The organism is Streptomyces flavidovirens DSM 40150 (assembly GCF_000429085.1).
Lineage (GTDB): Bacteria > Actinomycetota > Actinomycetes > Streptomycetales > Streptomycetaceae > Streptomyces > Streptomyces flavidovirens.
This window is the reverse complement of record NZ_AUBE01000004.1, coordinates 370,476-388,299: the sequence shown is the minus strand read 5'-3', so window position 1 is coordinate 388,299 and position 17,824 is coordinate 370,476. Positions and strand designations below refer to the sequence as shown.

18 protein-coding genes are annotated in these 17,824 nt (G+C 71.8%); 10 read left to right on the top strand and 8 right to left on the bottom strand.

What is annotated here, in order from left to right:
- Positions 1-35: 35 nt before the first annotated feature.
- Both G412_RS0109110 and G412_RS0109105 read right to left on the bottom strand, forming a co-directional pair.
- Positions 36-947, bottom strand: a complete 912-nt coding sequence (locus G412_RS0109110; RefSeq protein ID WP_028811828.1) for an ABC transporter permease — start codon at positions 945-947, stop codon at positions 36-38.
- 427 nt (positions 948-1,374) lie between these two features.
- Entirely contained in the window at positions 1,375-3,504 is a 2,130-nt protein-coding gene (locus G412_RS0109105) for a S9 family peptidase (protein WP_028811827.1), read from the bottom strand.
- 167 nt (positions 3,505-3,671) lie between these two features.
- Between G412_RS0109105 and G412_RS0109100 the strand changes: the two genes are divergently transcribed.
- The 4 genes from G412_RS0109100 to G412_RS0109085 all read left to right on the top strand — a co-directional run bounded on the left by G412_RS0109100 (position 3,672) and on the right by G412_RS0109085 (position 7,262).
- A complete protein-coding gene (locus G412_RS0109100; RefSeq protein WP_028811826.1) occupies positions 3,672-3,866 on the top strand; it encodes a hypothetical protein in 195 nt (64 codons plus the stop codon).
- Positions 3,867-3,889: 23 nt separating this feature from the next.
- Positions 3,890-4,777 (top strand): N-acetyl-1-D-myo-inositol-2-amino-2-deoxy-alpha-D-glucopyranoside deacetylase, encoded by an 888-nt coding sequence (mshB, locus tag G412_RS0109095; protein ID WP_037648107.1) that lies wholly within the window; start codon positions 3,890-3,892, stop codon positions 4,775-4,777.
- The gene (locus G412_RS33705) at positions 4,774-5,148 is read left to right on the top strand and encodes a DUF6113 family protein (RefSeq protein WP_037648104.1); all 375 of its coding nucleotides are present in this window, start codon (positions 4,774-4,776) and stop codon (positions 5,146-5,148) included. Before mshB ends, G412_RS33705 begins: the two co-directional genes overlap by 4 nt.
- A gap of 167 nt (positions 5,149-5,315) precedes the next feature.
- Positions 5,316-7,262: a peptidoglycan binding domain-containing protein gene (locus tag G412_RS0109085; protein WP_028811824.1), complete on the top strand. Its 1,947-nt coding sequence runs from the start codon at positions 5,316-5,318 to the stop codon at positions 7,260-7,262.
- A 339-nt stretch (positions 7,263-7,601) separates the two neighbouring features.
- On the opposite strand, the gene G412_RS0109080 is transcribed toward G412_RS0109085, so the two are convergent.
- The gene (locus G412_RS0109080; protein WP_028811823.1) at positions 7,602-8,435 is read right to left on the bottom strand and encodes a transglutaminase family protein; all 834 of its coding nucleotides are present in this window, start codon (positions 8,433-8,435) and stop codon (positions 7,602-7,604) included.
- Between the two features lie 16 nt (positions 8,436-8,451).
- Complete coding sequence (locus G412_RS0109075; protein ID WP_028811822.1) at positions 8,452-9,477, bottom strand: GNAT family N-acetyltransferase; 1,026 nt, start codon at positions 9,475-9,477, stop codon at positions 8,452-8,454.
- Between the two features lie 141 nt (positions 9,478-9,618).
- Here G412_RS0109075 and fdxA point away from each other — a divergent pair, with 141 nt between their 5' ends.
- Positions 9,619-9,939, top strand: coding sequence for a ferredoxin (gene fdxA / locus G412_RS0109070; protein WP_018089397.1), 321 nt, complete (start codon positions 9,619-9,621; stop codon positions 9,937-9,939).
- A gap of 100 nt (positions 9,940-10,039) precedes the next feature.
- A complete protein-coding gene (locus G412_RS0109065; protein ID WP_028811821.1) occupies positions 10,040-11,140 on the top strand; it encodes a bifunctional succinyldiaminopimelate transaminase/glutamate-prephenate aminotransferase in 1,101 nt (366 codons plus the stop codon).
- Between the two features lie 73 nt (positions 11,141-11,213).
- On the opposite strand, the gene G412_RS0109060 is transcribed toward G412_RS0109065, so the two are convergent.
- Both G412_RS0109060 and G412_RS0109055 read right to left on the bottom strand, forming a co-directional pair.
- Positions 11,214-11,660: a hypothetical protein gene (locus tag G412_RS0109060; protein ID WP_028811820.1), complete on the bottom strand. Its 447-nt coding sequence runs from the start codon at positions 11,658-11,660 to the stop codon at positions 11,214-11,216.
- Between the two features lie 301 nt (positions 11,661-11,961).
- Positions 11,962-12,966, bottom strand: coding sequence for a VldE C-terminal domain-containing protein (locus G412_RS0109055; protein WP_028811819.1), 1,005 nt, complete (start codon positions 12,964-12,966; stop codon positions 11,962-11,964).
- A 101-nt stretch (positions 12,967-13,067) separates the two neighbouring features.
- Between G412_RS0109055 and dapE the strand changes: the two genes are divergently transcribed.
- Together dapE and G412_RS0109045 are read left to right on the top strand one after the other, a co-directional pair.
- Positions 13,068-14,147, top strand: coding sequence for a succinyl-diaminopimelate desuccinylase (gene dapE, locus G412_RS0109050; protein WP_028811818.1), 1,080 nt, complete (start codon positions 13,068-13,070; stop codon positions 14,145-14,147).
- A 69-nt stretch (positions 14,148-14,216) separates the two neighbouring features.
- On the top strand, positions 14,217-14,966 hold the full coding sequence (locus G412_RS0109045) for an LOG family protein (RefSeq protein WP_028811817.1): 750 nt from the start codon (positions 14,217-14,219) through the stop codon (positions 14,964-14,966).
- Positions 14,967-15,069: 103 nt separating this feature from the next.
- On the opposite strand, the gene folP is transcribed toward G412_RS0109045, so the two are convergent.
- Positions 15,070-15,930 carry a dihydropteroate synthase gene (folP, locus tag G412_RS0109040; RefSeq protein ID WP_028811816.1) on the bottom strand — a complete coding sequence of 287 codons (861 nt, stop codon included), beginning with the start codon at positions 15,928-15,930 and terminating at the stop codon, positions 15,070-15,072.
- Between the two features lie 106 nt (positions 15,931-16,036).
- Between folP and G412_RS33700 the strand changes: the two genes are divergently transcribed.
- Both G412_RS33700 and G412_RS0109030 read left to right on the top strand, forming a co-directional pair.
- A complete protein-coding gene (locus G412_RS33700) occupies positions 16,037-16,417 on the top strand; it encodes a hypothetical protein (RefSeq protein WP_051338213.1) in 381 nt (126 codons plus the stop codon).
- Complete coding sequence (locus G412_RS0109030; protein ID WP_028811815.1) at positions 16,414-17,052, top strand: DNA-3-methyladenine glycosylase I; 639 nt, start codon at positions 16,414-16,416, stop codon at positions 17,050-17,052. Before G412_RS33700 ends, G412_RS0109030 begins: the two co-directional genes overlap by 4 nt.
- On the opposite strand, the gene chcB is transcribed toward G412_RS0109030, so the two are convergent.
- The gene (gene chcB, locus G412_RS0109025) at positions 17,015-17,815 is read right to left on the bottom strand and encodes a 2-cyclohexenylcarbonyl CoA isomerase (protein ID WP_028811814.1); all 801 of its coding nucleotides are present in this window, start codon (positions 17,813-17,815) and stop codon (positions 17,015-17,017) included. The genes G412_RS0109030 and chcB overlap by 38 nt on opposite strands.
- Positions 17,816-17,824: the final 9 nt, after the last annotated feature.

The window sequence follows — 17,824 nt, the reverse complement described above, 5'->3', positions numbered from 1 at the left end:
GTTGCCCTGTGGTGCCGATGCCGTACGTACAGCGGTCAGCGCTTCGTCTTCGGATCGAAGGCGTCCCGGACCGAGTCCCCGAGCAGGTTGAAGGCGACCACGAAGATCACCATCGCGATGCCGGGGAAGAACATGTAGGTGATGTCGTTCTCGTAGTGGCGGGCGCCCGCGGCGAACATCCGGCCCCAGTCGGGCGTCGGCTCGATGATCCCCACACCGAGGAAGGACAGCCCGGCCTCGACCGTCACGAACGTCGGCAGCATCAGCGTCGACTGGACCAGCAGCGGAGTCCACAGATTCGGCAGCAGCTCCTTGCGGATGATCCGCCAGGGTGAGGCGCCGGTCACTTTCGCGGCCTCCACGAACTCCCGCTCGCGCAGCGAGAGCACCTGTCCGCGCAGGATGCGGGCGAGCCCCATCCAGCCCAGCGCCCACATCACGATGATCAGGGTGATGACACGCAGATACGTGGGCGTCTCCTTCTCCGGACTGACGAAGAGGGCGTACACGACGGGCGTGAAGGCGACGAACGACAACTGCGAGGGGAAGGCGAGCAGCAGGTCGATGAAGCGGCCCAGGAAGTAGTCGGTCCTGCCGCCCAGATAGCCGGCGGTGACGCCGATCAGGATGCCGGTGACCACGCACAGGACCGTGGTGGCGGTGGCGATCATCAGGGACGTACGCATGCCGTAGAAGAGCTGCGTGAACACATCGCGGCCGAGACCCGGTTCGAGTCCGAACCAGAATTCGCTGTCGATGCCGCCGTTCGGCTTCGCCGGATAGAAGAATTCGTTCAGGAGGCCGGGGCGCTCGATTCCGTAGGTGGTGTACGGATTCTTTCCGTACAGCCAGGAAATCACCGGGGCGAGCAGTGCCGCCGCGAAGAAGAAGATCACGACGTAGGCGGAGACGACACCCGCTCTGTCGCGTTTGAAACGACGCCACATGAGCTGCCCCGGTGAGCGCCCGGCGAGCTGGGACGGGGCGTCAACTTCCCCTGCAGCAGCTCGGGATGCACTCGTCATCGCGTCACGCCCCCACCGAGAAACACGTCGAAGATGAGCGGACTGTGGCAATGCGGGCTTACGCGAGTCAAGAGCCCGGCGGGGATGAGAGCGACGTTCCTTCGCATCTTGAGCGAAGGTTTTGCAGATCGAGGTGGCTACGTGCTTGACAGGGGGCGGTGGCGGGCGACATCACGCCATAAGTGCCGATCAATTTCGTTAACACGCAAGCAACTTGACTGACGCGACTCCGATATACGAACGCGTCACGCTGAACAACGTACGGCCGTGCGGGTGCCGTTTCCCGGCCGGGGGCGCGCCATGTCGCCCCCGGCCGGGTATCCCGCCTCGGGGCCCGGCCCCGCAGGGGTTAGCGCAACCCCAGCGACCGCTTCAGGAAGTCCACCTGGAGCAGCAGCAGGTTCTCCGCGATCTCCTCCTGCGGCGTCATGTGCGTCACGCCCGACAGCGGCAGCACCTCGTGCGGCCGCCCCGCCGCCAGCAGCGCCGACGACAGCCGCAGCGAGTGCGCCATCACCACGTTGTCGTCCGCCAGCCCGTGGATGATCATCAGCGGCCGGTGCGGCGATTCGGCCGGCTGCGACAGGCCCTCGTCGGTGACGAGCGAGTTCGCGGCGTACACCTGCGGCCGCACGCCCGGATCCCCGAGATAGCGCTCCGTGTAGTGCGTGTCGTACAGCCGCCAGTCCGTGACGGGCGCGCCCGCGATCCCCGCGTGGAAGACGTCCGGGCGGCGCAGCACCGCCAGGGCCGCCAGATAGCCGCCGTACGACCAGCCACGGATCGCGACCCGCCCCAGGTCCAGCGGGAAGTCCGCGGCCAGCGCGTGCAGCGCCTCGATCTGGTCGTCGAGCGTGAGGGTGAACGCGTCCCTGACCGCCTTCTCCCAGCCGGGGGAGCGGCCCGGCGTCCCCCGCCCGTCGGCGACGACCACCGCGAAGCCCTGGTCGGCGAACCACTGCGACGTCAGATGGGCGTTGTGGGCGGCGACAGCGCGCCGCGCGTGCGGTCCTCCGTACGGGTCCATCAGCACCGGAAGCGGCCCATCCGCCTCCGCATAACCCGCCGGGAGCAGAACGGCGCACGGAACCCGCCGCGCGCCCCCCTCCACGAGCCGCACCTCCGCCCGCAGCACAGGTTCCTCGGCGTACGACGTGACCACGGCCTCCCGCTTGCCGTCGCGCAGCACCTGAACCACCGTGCCGCTGCTTTCCGGACGCGCCGAAGCCAGTACGGTCACCCCGCCCGACCGCACCGCGGAATGCACGCCGGGCCCCTCCGAAAGCCGCTCCACGCCCAGCTCGTTGACCCGGTAGACGTGCACCTCGCCGACCTCCGCAGCGGCCGCCTCCGCCCCCGCCGAAGCGGAAACCAGCACGTCACCGTCCGATACGTCCAGCACCGCCCGCACCTGCAACTGCGGCCCGGTCAGCACCCGGTCCCCGACGGTCAGCACCCGCGCCCCGCCCTCGTCGGCGATCCGTACGAGCCGCCCGTCCGGCGCCCAGACCGGCACCCCGTCGAAAAGATCGAGCCACACCGCGTCCTCGTCCACATGCACGGTCCGCGTCGCACCCGTACCGGGGTCCACCGCCAGATATAGCTGGCTGCGCTGGTCCCGTGCCTGCACGAGCAGCAGCGGAGCGCCCGCCTCCGACCAGTGGACCCGCGCCAGATACGGATACCGGCCCCGGTCCCACACCACCTCCGTACGCTCGCCGCCGTCCAGCCCGTACAGGAAGAGCCGCACCTCGGCATTGGGCGTCCCCGCCGCCGGGTAAGCGACCCGCGCGGGCTCGCGCTCCGGCTGCGCCGGGTCGGAGATCCACCAGCGCGTCACGGACGTGTCGTCGGCGCGGGCCACCAGCAGCCGGTCCGACTCCGGCGACCACCAGAAGCCGCGCGAGCGGGCCATCTCCTCCGCCGCGACGAACTCCGCCAGGCCGTACGTCGTGTTCTCGTCCTCCGGCTCGGCCAGCGCCCGGTCGCCGTCGCCCTCGGCGCCGATCACCCGCAGGGCGCCCCCGGCGACGTACGCGACATGAAGTCCGTCCGGTGAGGGCCGGGGGTCGAGAACCGGCCCCCTGGCGGGAAGTTCGCGTGCGGTGCCGGCCCGCAGCTCGGCCGAGAAGAGCCGCCCCGACAGCGCGAACGCCGCCAGCTCGACCGCCGCGTCCACGGCGTAGCCGACGATCCCCGCGGACCCTTCCCGGCTGCGCTCGCGCCGCGCCCTCTCCTGCGCCGACAGCCGCTCGACGGCGCCGCCGAGCAGCTCTTCCGGGTCCGCCGCGATGCGCTCCTGCGCGCCCCCTTCCAGGTCGAGCACCCAGAGCCGGTTCGCGCGATCGGTGCCCGAGGAGGAGCGGAGGAACACCACACGCGTCCCGTCGGGCGACACCGTGAACGCGCGCGGCGCCCCCAGGGTGAAGCGCTGCGTCCTCGCGTGCTGCCGGGGAAAGGAGAGCTGATTCGACGTCATATGCCCGAAGCTACCGCCCGTTGGCAACTCCATGCGCCCCTCGTGCTGCCGTGCACCGATTAATGCGTACGCACGGATAGTTATGATCCGTAGCGCTTGGTGGGTATGAACCTGCTGGCGACTGTCCGCATGCCCGTTTGGACCCGATTAAGTGGAGGTGAACCGCCGTGGCACTCTCGATTTCGGCGGTAGTGCTGTTGGCGATCATCGTCATCCTGATGGTCCGGAAATCGGGTCTCAAAGCCGGACACGCGGCGGTTTGCGTGTTGCTCGGCTTCTACCTCGCCAGCTCCTCCATCGCACCCACGATCAACGAACTGACCACGAACGTGGCCGGGATGATCGGGGGCATCAAGTTCTGAGCGGCGCCTCGTAGGGTGGTCCCATGACGGACCAGGACCACCCAGCCCGTCGTCTGCTTCTGGTGCACGCGCACCCCGACGACGAGTCGATCAACAACGGCGCCACCATGGCCAAGTACGCCGCCGAGGGCGCCCGGGTCACCCTGGTGACCTGCACCCTCGGCGAGGAGGGCGAGGTCATCCCGCCCGCCCTCGCGCACCTGGCAGCCGACCGCGACGACACCCTCGGCGCCCACCGCGTCGCCGAACTGGCCGCCGCGATGAAGGAGCTCGGGGTCACCGACCACCGCTTCCTCGGCGGCCCCGGCCGGTTCCGCGACTCCGGGATGATGGGCGCCCCGCAGAACCACCGCGAAGGCGCCTTCTGGGCCGCGCCGGTGGACGAGGCCGCGGCGTACCTGGTCGAGGTGATCCGTTCCGTACGCCCGCAGGTCCTCATCACCTACGACCCGGACGGGGGCTACGGCCACCCCGACCACATCCAGGCCCACCGCGTCGCCATGCGCGCCGCCGACCTCGCGGCCGACGCAAGCTTCCGCGAGGACCTCGGCGCGCCCCACACCATCGCCAAGATCTACTGGAACCGGGTACCGCGCGGCTACGCCGAAGACGGCTTCGCCCGCCTGCGCGCGGCCCGCGTGAGCTTCCCCGCAACCGGGGCCGTGGACGACATCCCCGGAGTGGTCGACGACGCGGTGATCACCACCGAGATCGACGGCACGGCGTACGCCGCCGCCAAGACCGCCGCGATGCGCGCCCACGCCACCCAGATCGCGGTGGAGGGCGACTTCTTCGCCCTCTCCAACAACCTCGGGCAGCCCGTCCTGACCACGGAGTACTACGAGTTGGTACGAGGCGAACGCGCCGCCGGCAGCCGCGAAACCGACCTCTTCGCGGGAGTGACGCCATGACCCCGACCCCGGCCCGCATCGGCGCCTACGTCTTCCTCGTCCTGCTGGGCGCGGTCGTCGGCGCGGCGGGCGTCCTCGTCCACACGGCGTGGTTCCCCGGCGGCCTGCTGCTGGCGCTGCTCGCCACGACAGGCCTCTTCTACGGCGGTATGTACGCCACCGGCACCAGGTCCGGCGTCGGCGCGTCCGCCGCGGGATGGCTCGTGGCCATCGTCCTGCTGACCGTCAGCCGCCCCGAGGGTGACCTGCTCATCGGCGGCGACTCCGTGTCGTACGCCTACATGCTGGGCGGGATGGCCATCGCTGTGATCTGCGCCACGATGGTGCAATTGCCGCCACAGGGCCCGCCGGGCGCCCGACTTGGCAAATGACGTGCCACTTGAGTCCGTGAACCAACCGCGCCCGCACAGCCGTCGGAAACCCGCTGCCAAGGGTGCGGGGCGCCCGTCGGCGGCGGCCAGTATGGTGGTGCGCGCCGCCGAGCCGCCCGCAGTACCAGGTAAGAGCGGGCGAGCGGAGCTAACCGGGAGAACCTGCCTTGAGTCGTGAAACTGACAGTTCGTCGTCCGGCCCCCAGGGGCGTGGCGGAGCCGCGTACCCCTCGGGTACGCCGCCGTACGGATCCCGCCAGTATCCGTCGTCGCACGCCGGGCAGGACGGCGGCGCCGAGGGCGCCGGACAGGCGGAACCGGACGAGCCCAGAACCGAGACCACGCTGACCACCCGCATCCGGATCAACATCCCCGGGTCGCGGCCGATCCCGCCGGTCGTCATGCGTACGCCCATGGGTGACGTGGAGCCGCCGTCCTCGCCCGCGAACGGCGAGCGCACGGGCAGTACGCCGCGCCCGCCCGAGCCGTCACGGGACACCGGGGCGCCGGCACTGCCGGACGAACCGGGCTACGGCTCCGGCGAGGACAAGCCGCCGGCCAGCGACTGGTTCGCGCCGCGCAAGTCGTCGGCCGGACCCCCGCCGTCCGCCGCCGCGCCCGACCCGGCGCCGGGCAGCGGGCAGCGCCCCGACCTCCCGTACTTCACGCCGGAAGAGCCGCAGCGCCAGGGGGCCACCGCGCCCCTGCCGCGCCGCAGCCCCGGCGCGGGCGGGCCCGGTCCGGTCGGCCCCGTGGGCCCCTCGGGCCCGACCGCCGGTCCGGCCACCGGCAGTGCGACGTTCCCCGGTCCGAGCATCGGCGGCCCGTTCCCCAGCCCCGGTTCCTCTTCCGGCCCCTCAGCGGGTGTACGTCCGCCGGGTGCGGCCACTGGCTCGGTTCCGGGCCCGCCGCGCATGAGCGACGACACCGCCGTGCTGACGCCCCAGAGCCCGGCCCCCGGCACCCCGGCGGGCGGCAATGTCTCCGGTGACACGCTGACCAGTGGCATCCCCGTGGTCCAGCCGCCCGACCGGCACTCGCCGTTCGCCCCGCCGCAGGCCGACGCCCGTTTCGTCCCGGACCTGGGGCCCAACCTGTCCGGCGCCCCGGCGGGCCCGGAAGCGCCCGCGCGCACCACACCGCCCCCTTCCCCTACCGCCCCCGCCAAGAAGGGCCGCTCGAAGCTGGTCCTGCTGGCCGTGGGCGGTGTGGCCGTGGCCGGTGTGGCGTACGGCGCGGGTCTCCTGATGAACCACTCCGACGTACCGAAGGGCACCACTGTCCTCGGCGTCGACATCGGCGGCGGCACGAAGGAGGAAGCGGTCGGCAAGCTTGAAGCCGCCCTCGGCAAGCGCGCCGCCACCCCGCTTCAGCTCACCGTCGACGGCAAGCAGACGAAGCTCCCGCCGTCCAACGCGGGCCTCACCCTGGACAGCCAGGAAACCGTGCGCGGCGCCGCGGGCAGCGACTACAACCCCGTCTCCGTGATCGGCTCCCTCTTCGGCGGCGAGCGCGTCGCCCAGCCGGTGATCCCGGTCGACGAGGAGAAGCTGAGCGTCGCACTCGCCGACCTGGCGGGCACCTCGGGCACGGCCAGCGAGGGCACGATCAAGTTCGTACCGGGCAAGGCGATCGCCGTACCGGGGAAGGCGGGCAAGCAGCTCGACGTCGCCCGCTCAATGGTCCGGGTCAGGGACGCCTACCGCGCCCAGGTGGAGACCGGCAAGCCGAACACGGTGGAGCTGCCCGTCATCACGAAGGCCCCGACGATCGACAAGGCCGAACTCGACCGGGCCATGAAGGAATTCGCGCAGCCCGCGATGTCCGGCCTGATCACGATCAAGGCCGGCGGCAAGCAGATCCAGTTCGGCCCGGCGAGATCCCTGCCGAAGATCCTCTCCATGAAGCCGATCGACGGCCGTCTGGTGGACGTCTACAACAAGCCGGCGATCGAGCAACTGCTGGAGGGCGTGTTCGACGGCGTCCAGATCACCAAGGGCGACGGCAAGAAGCACCCGGTCACCGCGGACGACGTGGCCTTCGCCATGCGCACGGCCCTCCTGGGCAAGACCCCGGCGGAGCGAGTACAGGAGATCAGCCTCAACCCGAGCTAAGAGATTCCCGCCCCCCGCGACGCGCCCCGCCCCCCCGCACGTTCCCACCGGCGGGAGGGGGCGGGTGCCCCGCACGTCCCCCCGGCACGTCCCCACCCGCATGTCACTACCCGCACCTCCCCACCGTCCGGAGGGGGCGGGTCGCGCAGGGGGCGGTGTTCGGGACGTAAAGCGTGATTTGTGCGCAGGGAGTGGGCGTCGTACAAAGAACGCCGATCCGCGGCTAAATCATGCAGTCCCGAATGCCGCCCCCGGAGCGGCCCGCCCCCGGCACCAGAAACCGGTCAGCGCAGCCTACCCAGGACCTCAGCCCACCCAGAGCCGCAGCCCCCCAGGGCCTCAGTTCAGCCGGGCCCGAGCCGCCCCCGCCCGCTGGCGGATCGCCTCCGCCGACGTGGGGTCCACCGCCGCCACCACGTCCGCGTACGCCTCCATCTCCGCCGCCCCGCCCAGAAAATCCCCCCGCTGCACCAGCAGTTGCGCCCGCTCGAACCTCAGCCGCGCCGCGTGCGACGGCAGCAGCAGGGACAGCTCCACCGCCCACAGCTGGACATCCGTACGCTCCGGGCGGGCCGCCGCCCACGCCCGGATGTTGTTCAGGATCCGCAGCACGATCTCCAGCGGATCCGCCGGCACCAGCATCGAGGGGTCGAGCGGTTCCCCCGTCGCCCCCGCCACCAGCAGCTCCGCGTCAGCCCCCGTCAGCAGCCGCCCCCCGTCGAACGGGTCGACCAGCACCTGTTCGTCCCGGCCGCCGAAGCCCACGACGAAGTGCCCCGGCAGAGCGACCCCGTACACCGGCGCCCCCGCCCGCCGCGCCACCTCGATCCACACCACCGACAACAGGATCGGCAGCCCGCGCCGCCGCCGCAGCACCTCGTGCAGCAGCGAGGACTCCAGCCGCTGGTAGTCCCCCGGCGTCCCCCCGAACCCGCACCGCTCCCCCAGCAGCTCGGACACGGCGGACGCCCACCCCCGCGCCCCGCCGGGGCGAAACGGCAGCAGACCGGCCAGCCGGTCGAGTTCGATCTCGGCCGCGTCCATCCCGGCCTCGTCCAGCGAGGCATCCGCCTCCGCGCCCACCAGCAGGCACAGCAGCGCGAGGTCGGGCCGCTCCGAGCGGGCTTCCTCGGCGAAGCGCCGGCGTCGTTCGGACTCGGTGGGTCGTCGCATACGTGTTTCGTACCGCCTAGGCCGGTCGGAAGTGGTGGTAGCTGTGATGGGTGGCGAAGCCCATGCCGTCGTACAGCGCCCGCGCACCGTCGTTGTCGTCCTCGACCTGGAGCCACGCGGCCGAAGCGCCCTCGTCCAGCGCCTGCCGGGCCAGCGCCGTCATCACCGCACTGGCGAGCCCCTGCCGCCGGTACGCCGGGTCGACCTCGACCGCCATGAACCCGGCCCACCGCCCGTCGACGACGCACCGCCCGATCGCGGCGGGCACCTCCCCGCCTCCGTCCCCGGCGGCGGGCACCTCCCCGCCGCCGGGGACGGAGGCGAACCACACCGAGGGGCCGCTCGCCAGCACCTTCGTCACGTGCGGCCCCGGCTCCTCGAACCGCTGGTACCGCGCGAGCCAGCCCGCGTCGCACGCCCGGACGATCCGGACCCGTGAGACGTCCGCGTCCAGATCGCCGATCGGGGCGAGCGCGGCGATCCGTACCTGCGCGGTGACCTCGCGGAACCACCCGCACCGCTCCAGCTCGGCGGCGAGAAGCTCCTGCGTGCCCTCGGCGCCGGTGGCGACCTGGACGTACGCGGGAAGCCCCCGGGCGGCGTACCACTCCCGTACCCGCTCCAGCGCCGCGCCGACCGGCATGCCGGGATCACCGAGCGGCAACGCCGAGTTGGCGCGCCGGGTGAAGCCGCCGGCGGCGCGCAGCAGCCACTCGCCGAGCGGCTCGCTCTCGACCGGCTGCCAGGCCCGCGCGCAGACCCGCGCGAGCTCCTCGAAGGTCGCCGCGGGGCCGCGCCGCCGGGCCGGGGCGGCCGGCACGACCTTGCCCGCGACCAGGGACGACTCCGCGATACGGACGGACTCGCCGTCGCGCCGTGTGATCGTCAGCACACCGCTGTCCCAGGATGTGAGAACACCGACCGTGTCAGCGAACTTCGCCCCCGGCGCTCCGGCTTCGTCGAGGCGCCTGACTGATACACGTTTGCCCACGTCATCAGGCGAAATACGGACCTCAAGTCGTCCGCCGGTAGTGAATTCCACAGCTCTGTCCGCCCCTCCTGTTCGGATCGTGCCCGGGAACGGAGATACTAGAGGCGGGCATCGACGACGCCGCGCTCCCGCGCGCCACGTGGACGGAGCCGCAGATCGGCCCGCCGCGCCCTATCGAGGAGGAACGACAGCGTGACCTACGTCATCGCGCAGCCTTGTGTCGACGTCAAGGACAAGGCGTGCATCGAGGAGTGCCCGGTCGACTGCATCTACGAGGGCTCCCGGTCCTTGTACATCCACCCGGACGAATGCGTCGACTGTGGTGCCTGTGAGCCGGTCTGCCCGGTCGAGGCCATCTTCTACGAGGACGACACCCCCGAGGAGTGGAAGGACTACTACAAGGCGAACGTCGAGTTCTTCGACGAGCTCGGCTCGCCCGGTGGTGCTTCCAAGCTCGGCCTGATCGAGCGCGACCACCCCTTCATCGCAGCGCTCCCGCCGCAGAACCAGTAAGCGGCGAGGCAAGTGCGCCGCCCCGGTCCCGTACGGCCTGCTCGCCGTACGGGACCGAGGCGTATCCGAAGCCCGTACGAGCACCAGAAAGCGATCCACCGTGTCCGCAGTCACTGACCGCCTGCCCACCTTCCCCTGGGACAAGCTGGAGCCGTACAAGGCGACGGCGGCCGCCCATCCGGACGGCATCGTGGACCTGTCCGTCGGCACGCCCGTCGACCCGGTTCCCGAGCTGATCCAGCGGGCCCTCGTGGCGGCGGCGGACTCTCCCGGCTATCCGACGGTGTGGGGCACGGTCGAGCTGCGGGACGCGCTCACGGGGTGGGCCGGGCGGCGCCTCGGGGCGCGCGGTGTGGCGCACGCCAACGTCCTGCCGGTGGTCGGCTCGAAGGAGCTGGTGGCCTGGCTGCCGACGCAGCTGGGTCTGGGCCCCGGGGACCAGGTGGCGTACCCCCGGCTCGCGTATCCGACGTACGAGGTGGGCGCACGGCTGGCGCGGGCCGAGCCGGTCGCGTACAACGATCCGGTCGCGGACCTCGACCCCGCCCGCGTCAAGCTGCTCTGGCTCAACTCACCCTCCAACCCCACGGGCCGCGTCCTGGCCAAGGACGAGCTGATCCGGATCGTGGCGTGGGCGCGCGAGCACGGGGTGCTGGTCTTCAGCGACGAGTGCTACCTGGAGCTGGGCTGGGAGGCCGAGCCCGTTTCCGTACTGCACCCCGATGTGTGCGGTGGTACGTACGAGGGCATCGTCGCCGTCCACTCGCTCTCCAAGCGCTCCAACCTGGCCGGCTACCGCGCCGCGTTCCTGGCGGGTGACGCGGGCGTGCTCGGCGACCTGCTGGAGATCCGCAAGCACGGCGGCATGATGACCCCGGCGCCGGTCCAGGCGGCGACGGTCGCGGCGCTCGGCGACGACACGCACGTGGCCGAGCAGCGCGAGCGGTACGCGGCCCGGCGGGCGGCGCTGCGCGGCGCGCTGGAGGCGCACGGCTTCCGGATCGAGCACAGCGAGGCGAGCCTGTACCTGTGGGTGACGCGCGACCAGCCGTGCTGGGAGACGGTGGCCCACCTGGCCGGGCTGGGGATCCTGGTGGCTCCGGGCGACTTCTACGGGCCCGCGGGAGACCGTTTCGTACGGGTGGCGTTCACGGCCACCGACGAGCGCGTCGCGGCGGCGGTCAAGCGCCTCGGCGGCTGATCACTTCGTACGTACGCGAAGGGGCCCCGGGGGAGTTCACGCTCCCCCGGGGCCCCTTCTGTTTGCGTACGGACTAGCCGAGCGGCAGGCCCGTGCTGGGCAGGGAGCTGGTCGGCAGGCTGCCACCGGTGGGCAGCGCGTCGGCGGCCGGGAGGCCGCCACCCGCGGTCTTGGTGGTGTCGCCGAGGACCTCACCGGCGCTGCCGGTGACGTCACCGGCCGCCTTCTGCGCGGCGGGGGTGGCGGTCTTGCCGGCCTTGCCGACGGTCTTGCCGGCGGCCGGGACGGCCTTCTTGACGGCCTGGCTGCCGGTGTCACCCGCGGTCTTGGAGCTCTTCTGCGCCGTGCTGTCGACGGTGTCGCCGAGACCGGCGCCGTCCAGGGCGGTCAGGCCACCCAGGTTCGGGGCGGCGGGGAGCTCAGCGGCGCTGGCGGAGCCGGCCGCACCGACCACGGGGGCTGCGCCGGCCGCGATGAGCAGTGCGGCGCGGGCGATCCGACGGGTCAGGGGGAGAGACATGGTGCTCCTTAGACGGGAGAGACGAGGTTGATGTGGAGACTGTCTGTCCGACGATCAGACGCCGTGACAACCGCTGAAAGGGAGGGTGAGGTTGCGGTGCACCAAGGTAAAGAGTTTGCAATGCGTCGCATTATCGGCTCCGGATGAATCCGGGCAAACAACCCGCGCCGTGAGGCGGCGTACGAGGGCCGGTTCCCTTTGTTTCCCGGCGAATTCGGGTTTGGAGGGGTGAGGGTCCGCAGGTGCGTCCGCACCCCCGCTGCGGCGGGGCCCGCTTACCGCTTTCGAGTGATCGCCCGCACTATTGAGCGGTGGTGATCCGGACCTCTCCGGAGCCGTTCCGGGCGTTCCCGGACTGCCATTTCTTTCCTGAATCGCCGGTGGTCCACACGCGGCCGGCGTAGACGACCTGTTCGATGCGGAACTCGGCGGCGTGGGCGACGGCCCAGTGCGCGAGTTCCCAGCCGCGCCGGTCGCCGGCGCTCCTGGCGGCGCCCGCCGCCTGCGCGGGTACGGGCACGGTCACGGTCGCCGCGGCGGGGGTGCTGCCGAACTTCGCGCTCGCGCCTGCCGCGCCTGCCGCACCTGCCGCGCCCGCTGTGTCCGCTGTGCCTGCAGAGTCCGCTTCGTCCGCCGACCCGGCGGCCTGAGCCTTGGGCAGTACGTCCGGCCCGAAATCCCTTATCAGCGCGGCCCGTACGTCGGCCGGCCTGCCCGGCTGCGCGTCACGCGGGGCCGAGCACGTCAGCGACGCGGGCGCGCGCCCGGTGAGCGCGGCGGCCAGCAGCGCCGCGTCCGGCTCGTGTTTCGCGTACGCCTGCGGGAAACCGCTGCGCTGGACGCGCTGGGCGGCGACGGTCAGCGGCAGCCGGGAGTAGCCGGGCACCTTCTCCAGGTGCTCGTAGAACTTCTCGGCCGAGTAGCCGGGGTCGAGGATCTGCTTCGGGGTGCCCCAGCCCTGCGACGGGCGCTGCTGGAAGAGGCCGAGCGAGTCACGGTCGCCGTACTTGATGTTGCGCAGCGCCGACTCCTGGAGGGCGGTGGCGAGCGCGATCGTCACCGCCCGCTCCGGCAGCCCGCGCGAGGTGCCGACGGCGGAGATCGTCGCGGCGTTCACGGCCTGCTCCGGACTGAGCTCGTACGTCGTCCCGTCGCCCTCCGCGGAGCGCACGACGCAGCGCGGTGCGCCCGCGCCGCCGGTCACGTACTGCGCCACCAGGTACCCGGCCAGCGCGAGCAGCACGGCGACGCCCGCCGTGATGCGCAGGGCACGGCCGCGAGTTACGGAAGTGGTGGACTCAGACACGCTGCCTAAGGTACTGGAGGCCGTTTCCGCCCCTTCCGGGGGACGACTCCTTTCGCGGACGGCCCGGCGGCCTCCGGCCAGTGCCGGTTAGTCTCGGGGGCATGGCCGAAACTCCGCTTGACCTCTTCCTGGACGCCCCCGCGCTGACCGCCCGGCTCGTCGACTTCCCGTCGGTGAGCGGCGGCGAGAAGGCCCTCGCCGACGCCGTCGAGGAGGCGCTGCGCGCGCTGCCGCACCTCACTGTCGACCGGTACGGCAACAACGTGGTGGCCCGTACGAATCTGGGGCGCGCCGAGCGGGTCATCCTGGCCGGGCACATCGACACCGTCCCGATCGCGGACAACGTGCCGTCCAGGCTCGACGAGAACGGCGTTCTGTGGGGCTGCGGTACGAGCGACATGAAGTCCGGCGTCGCGGTGCAACTCCGTATCGCCGCGACGGTCCCCGAGCCCAACCGTGACCTGACCTTCGTCTTCTACGACAATGAAGAGGTCGCCGCGCACCTCAACGGCCTCGGGCACGTCGCCGACGCCCACCCCGACTGGCTGACGGGCGACTTCGCCGTACTCCTCGAACCGTCCGACGGGCAGGTCGAGGGCGGCTGCCAGGGCACACTGCGGGTGCTGCTGCGCACGGCGGGGGAGCGGGCGCACTCGGCGCGCGGCTGGATGGGGTCCAACGCGATCCACACGGCCGCGCCGATCCTGGCCAGGCTGGCGGCGTACGAGCCGCGGCGGCCCGTGATCGACGGCCTGGAGTACCGCGAGGGTCTCAACGCCGTCGCGATCGAGGGCGGTGTCGCGGGCAACGTCATCCCCGACGCGTGCACGGTGACGGTCAACTTCCGTTACGCGCCCGACCGCAGCGAGCAGGAGGCGCTCGCGCACGTACGCGAGGTCTTCGCGGACTGCGACATCGCGGAGTTCGTCGTGGACGACCACTCGGGGGCGGCCCTGCCGGGTCTTTCGCACCCGGCCGCCGCCGCGTTCATGGCGGCGGTGGGCGGCACCGCTCAGCCCAAGTTCGGGTGGACCGACGTCTCGCGCTTCAGCGCCGTCGGGGTGCCGGCGGTCAATTACGGTCCGGGGAACCCGCTTCTCGCGCACAAGCGCGACGAGCACGTGGCCGTCGAGAGGATCACGCACTGCGAGGAGCGACTTCGCGCCTGGCTGACGGCCTGAATTTCACTGTTCGTCACGGGTGTGGACCTACGCTGTCCGGACAATGTTCGGCAGCGGAGGGAGTACGGCATGGCGATTCCTGAAGAGGAGCGGGTACCGGAAGAGCAGCGTCTGGGGCCTGTGGTGCGCCGCGGCGACCAAATCCAGCCGGGCACGACCGACCAGCGGCTGCTGGACTCCAACGGTGATACCGGCTGGGTGCACACGGACCCCTGGCGGGTCATGCGGATGCAGGCGGAGCTGGTGGACGGTTTCGGCGCCCTCGCCGAACTGCCGCCCGCCATCAGCGTCTTCGGTTCGGCGCGCACACGGCCCGGCATGCCCGACTACGAAGCGGGCGTGGAGCTCGGCAGGGGCCTGGCCGAAGCCGGGTTCGCGGTGATCACGGGCGGCGGGCCCGGAGCGATGGAGGCGGCGAACAAGGGGGCGCGGGACGCCAAAGGCATCTCGGTCGGCCTCGGGATCGAGCTGCCCTTCGAGCAGGGCATCAACCCGCACGTCGACATCGGCGTCAACTTCCGCTACTTCTTCGTCCGCAAAATCATGTTCGTGAAGTACGCGCACGGCTTCGTGGTCCTGCCGGGCGGCCTCGGCACGCTCGACGAACTCTTCGAGGCGCTGACGCTGGTCCAGACCCGCAAGGTCACGCGGTTCCCGATCGTGCTCTTCGGCACGGCGTACTGGAGCGGACTGGTCGACTGGCTGCGCGACACGGTGATCGCGCAGGGGAAGGCGTCGGAGAGAGACCTGCTGCTGTTCCACGTGACGGACAGCGTGGAGGAAGCGGTGGCTCTGGTCTCGAAGGAGTCGGAGAGGTAACCGGGACACCGCTGCGCGGGCTTCAGCCCCGCGCAGCGGCCCCGGCCCGCCCGCCGTGGCGCCCCGCGCCCCGAGCCGCCCCGCGCCCCCAGCCGCCGCGCCCTCAGGCCAGGCCCCGCCGCGCCACCGCCGGAGGCCGGTGGCCCGCGATGGATGCCACCATGTCCAGCACCTGCCGCGTCTCCGCGACCTCGTGCACCCGGTAGACCTGCGCGCCCAGCCACGCCGAAACAGCCGTCGTGGCCAGCGTCCCGACCACCCGTTCCTTCACGGGCCGGTCGAGCGTCTCACCGACGAAGTCCTTGTTGGACAGCGAGACCAGGACAGGACGGCCCGTCTCCACCATCTCGCCGAGCCGCCGGGTCGCCTCAAGGCTGTGCCGGGTGTTCTTCCCGAAGTCGTGCCCCGGATCGATCAGAATCGCGTCGCGCCGTACGCCCAGCTTCTCCGCGCGCTCCGCCAGCCCGAGGGTCACGGCGAGGATGTCCGCCATGACGTCGTCGTACGTGATCCGGTGCGGCCGCGTCCGCGGCTCCGCTCCGCCCGCGTGCGTACACACCAGGCCCACGTCGTAACGGGCCGCCACCTCGGCCAGCCGCGGATCGACACCGCCCCACGCGTCGTTCAGCAGGTCCGCCCCCGCCGCGCAGACCGCCTCGCCCACCTCGTGCCGCCAGGTGTCGACGCTGATCACCACGTCCGGGTGGCGCCGGCGCACCTCGGCCACGAAACCCACCGTGCGGCGGGCCTCCTCGGCGGCGCTCACCTCTTCGCCGGGGCCGGCCTTCACACCACCGATGTCGATGATGGCGGCGCCCTCCGAGACCGCCTGCTCGACGCGGGCGAGCGCGGGCTCGTCGCGGAACGTCGCACCCTGGTCGTAGAACGAATCAGGGGTCCGGTTCACGATCGCCATGATCACCGGCTCGTGCGCTGCGAACTCGCGCCGTCCCAGCCTGAGCACCGTGTTTCCTCCTCGCGTCGGTCGCCTGCGACCTTAACTGTCAGTGCCGCATGGCACGATCGGGACTGGACAGTTTGCGCTTTGCGCGTGGCCCGGGGAGACGCTCGTGTTCTTGTTCTTGGTGGTGGCGATGGTCGTGGTGGTCGCCGCGGTCACCCTCGCCGTGGTCGGCGGAGGCGGCAGCGACAGCGGCGGGGTGCTGCCCGAAGCAGCGCCCGAACAACTGGTGGACCCGCTGCCCGCGACGCGGCCGGTGGGCCGCGCCGATGTCGAGGCGCTGCGCCTGCCGCTGGCGCCCCGTGGCTACCGGATGGGCGACGTCGACGACGTGCTCGGCCGCCTCGGCGCCGAGCTGGCCGAGCGCGACGCGCGGATCGCGGAGCTTGAGGCGGCCCTGGCCGGTGTCCAGGCCAGGGCGGTCGGCGGCGCCGACCTCTTCAAGGACGGCTCGTTCACAGATACGCCGGGCGAGGAGCCACGGTCATGACCGGCGGAGCCGAGCCGGGCCCGGACGGCCGCCCGCGCTGCCCGTGGGGCCTGGCCACCGAGGAGTACGTCGCGTACCACGACGAGGAGTGGGGCCGCCCGGTCCACGGCGACGACGCGCTGTACGAACGCCTCTGCCTGGAGGCGTTCCAGTCCGGGCTCTCCTGGCTGACGATCCTCCGCCGCCGCGAGGGCTTCCGTAACGCCTTCGCCGGTTTCAAGATCGCGTCGGTGGCCGCCTTCACCGACGAGGACGCCGCGCGCCTGCTCGCCGACCCCGGCATCATCCGCAACCGCGCCAAGATCGAGGCGACCCTCGCCAACGCCAGGACGCTCGCCGGCTGGCAGCCCGGCGAGCTCGACACCCTGATCTGGTCGTACGCTCCGGAGCCCGCGACGCGCCCGGCCCCGCAGACGATCTCGGACGTGCCCGCGATCACTCCGGAGTCCATAGCGCTGTCCAAGGCGCTCAAGAAGCGCGGCATACGTTTCGTCGGCCCGACGACGGCGTACGCCCTGATGCAGGCGTGCGGTCTGGTCGACGACCATCTCGCTCAGTGCGTGGCGCGCGGCGGGGCCGGCACGGGCCTGGCGGGCGTCAGCGGCCGAGGTACGCCGGCTTCTCCTTGGCGATGAACGCCTGGACCGCGATGGCGTGGTCCTGCGACGCGCCCGCCCGCGCCTGGAGTTCGTCCTCCTTTTCGAGGGTCTCGCTCAGGCTGTGGTCCGCGCCGTACGCCATGGACTCCTTGAGCGCGGCGTACGCGAGCGTCGGGCCCGCGGCCAGGGTGCGGGCGACGGTCGCGGCCTCGGCGGCCAGGTCGGCGGCGGGCACCAGTTTGTTGGCGATGCCCAGGTCGAAGGCCTCCTGCGCGGAGATCGAGCGCGGGAAAAGCAGCAGGTCGGCGGCGCGGCTCCGGCCGATCAGGCGCGGCAGCGTCCACGAGACGCCCGAGTCGGCGGTCAGCGCGACCCCCGCGAAGGAGGTGTTGAAGGCGGCGGTGTCGGCGACGACCCGGTAGTCCGCGGCGAACGCGAAGCCCGCGCCCGCGCCGGCGGCGACGCCGTTGACTCCGGCGACGACGGGCTTCGGCATCTCGGTGAGGGCCCGCACGATGGGGTTGTAGTGCTCGCGCACCGTGCTCATGGTCTGGCCGGTACCCGTCTCGCGGTCGGCGGCGAGTGAGGCGATGTGCTCCTTGAGGTCCTGCCCCACACAGAACGCCCGGCCGGCGGCGGTGAGCAGGACCGCCCGTACTGCCGGATCGGCGGCCGCGGCCTGCACCGCGTCCCGCAGGGCGACCTTGGCCTCGGTGTTCATGGCGTTCATGGCGTCGGGACGATTGATGGTGATCGTCGCGAGTCCGTCGGTCACCTCGTAGAGCACGGTGTCGGCCATGGATGGGTC

Bases quoted from the DNA above. Each gene is read 5' to 3' on its own strand.
- G412_RS0109110 (WP_028811828.1), bottom strand. From the start codon at position 947: ATGTGGCGTCGTTTCAAACGCGACAGAGCGGGTGTCGTCTCCGCCTAC.
- G412_RS0109105 (WP_028811827.1), bottom strand. From the start codon at position 3,504: ATGACGTCGAATCAGCTCTCCTTTCCCCGGCAGCACGCGAGGACGCAG.
- mshB (WP_037648107.1), top strand. From the start codon at position 3,890: ATGACGGACCAGGACCACCCAGCCCGTCGTCTGCTTCTGGTGCACGCG.
- G412_RS33705 (WP_037648104.1), top strand. From the start codon at position 4,774: ATGACCCCGACCCCGGCCCGCATCGGCGCCTACGTCTTCCTCGTCCTG.
- G412_RS0109080 (WP_028811823.1), bottom strand. From the start codon at position 8,435: ATGCGACGACCCACCGAGTCCGAACGACGCCGGCGCTTCGCCGAGGAA.
- G412_RS0109060 (WP_028811820.1), bottom strand. From the start codon at position 11,660: ATGTCTCTCCCCCTGACCCGTCGGATCGCCCGCGCCGCACTGCTCATC.
- dapE (WP_028811818.1), top strand. From the start codon at position 13,068: ATGGCCGAAACTCCGCTTGACCTCTTCCTGGACGCCCCCGCGCTGACC.
- G412_RS0109045 (WP_028811817.1), top strand. From the start codon at position 14,217: ATGGCGATTCCTGAAGAGGAGCGGGTACCGGAAGAGCAGCGTCTGGGG.
- G412_RS0109030 (WP_028811815.1), top strand. From the start codon at position 16,414: ATGACCGGCGGAGCCGAGCCGGGCCCGGACGGCCGCCCGCGCTGCCCG.
- chcB (WP_028811814.1), bottom strand. From the start codon at position 17,815: ATGGCCGACACCGTGCTCTACGAGGTGACCGACGGACTCGCGACGATC.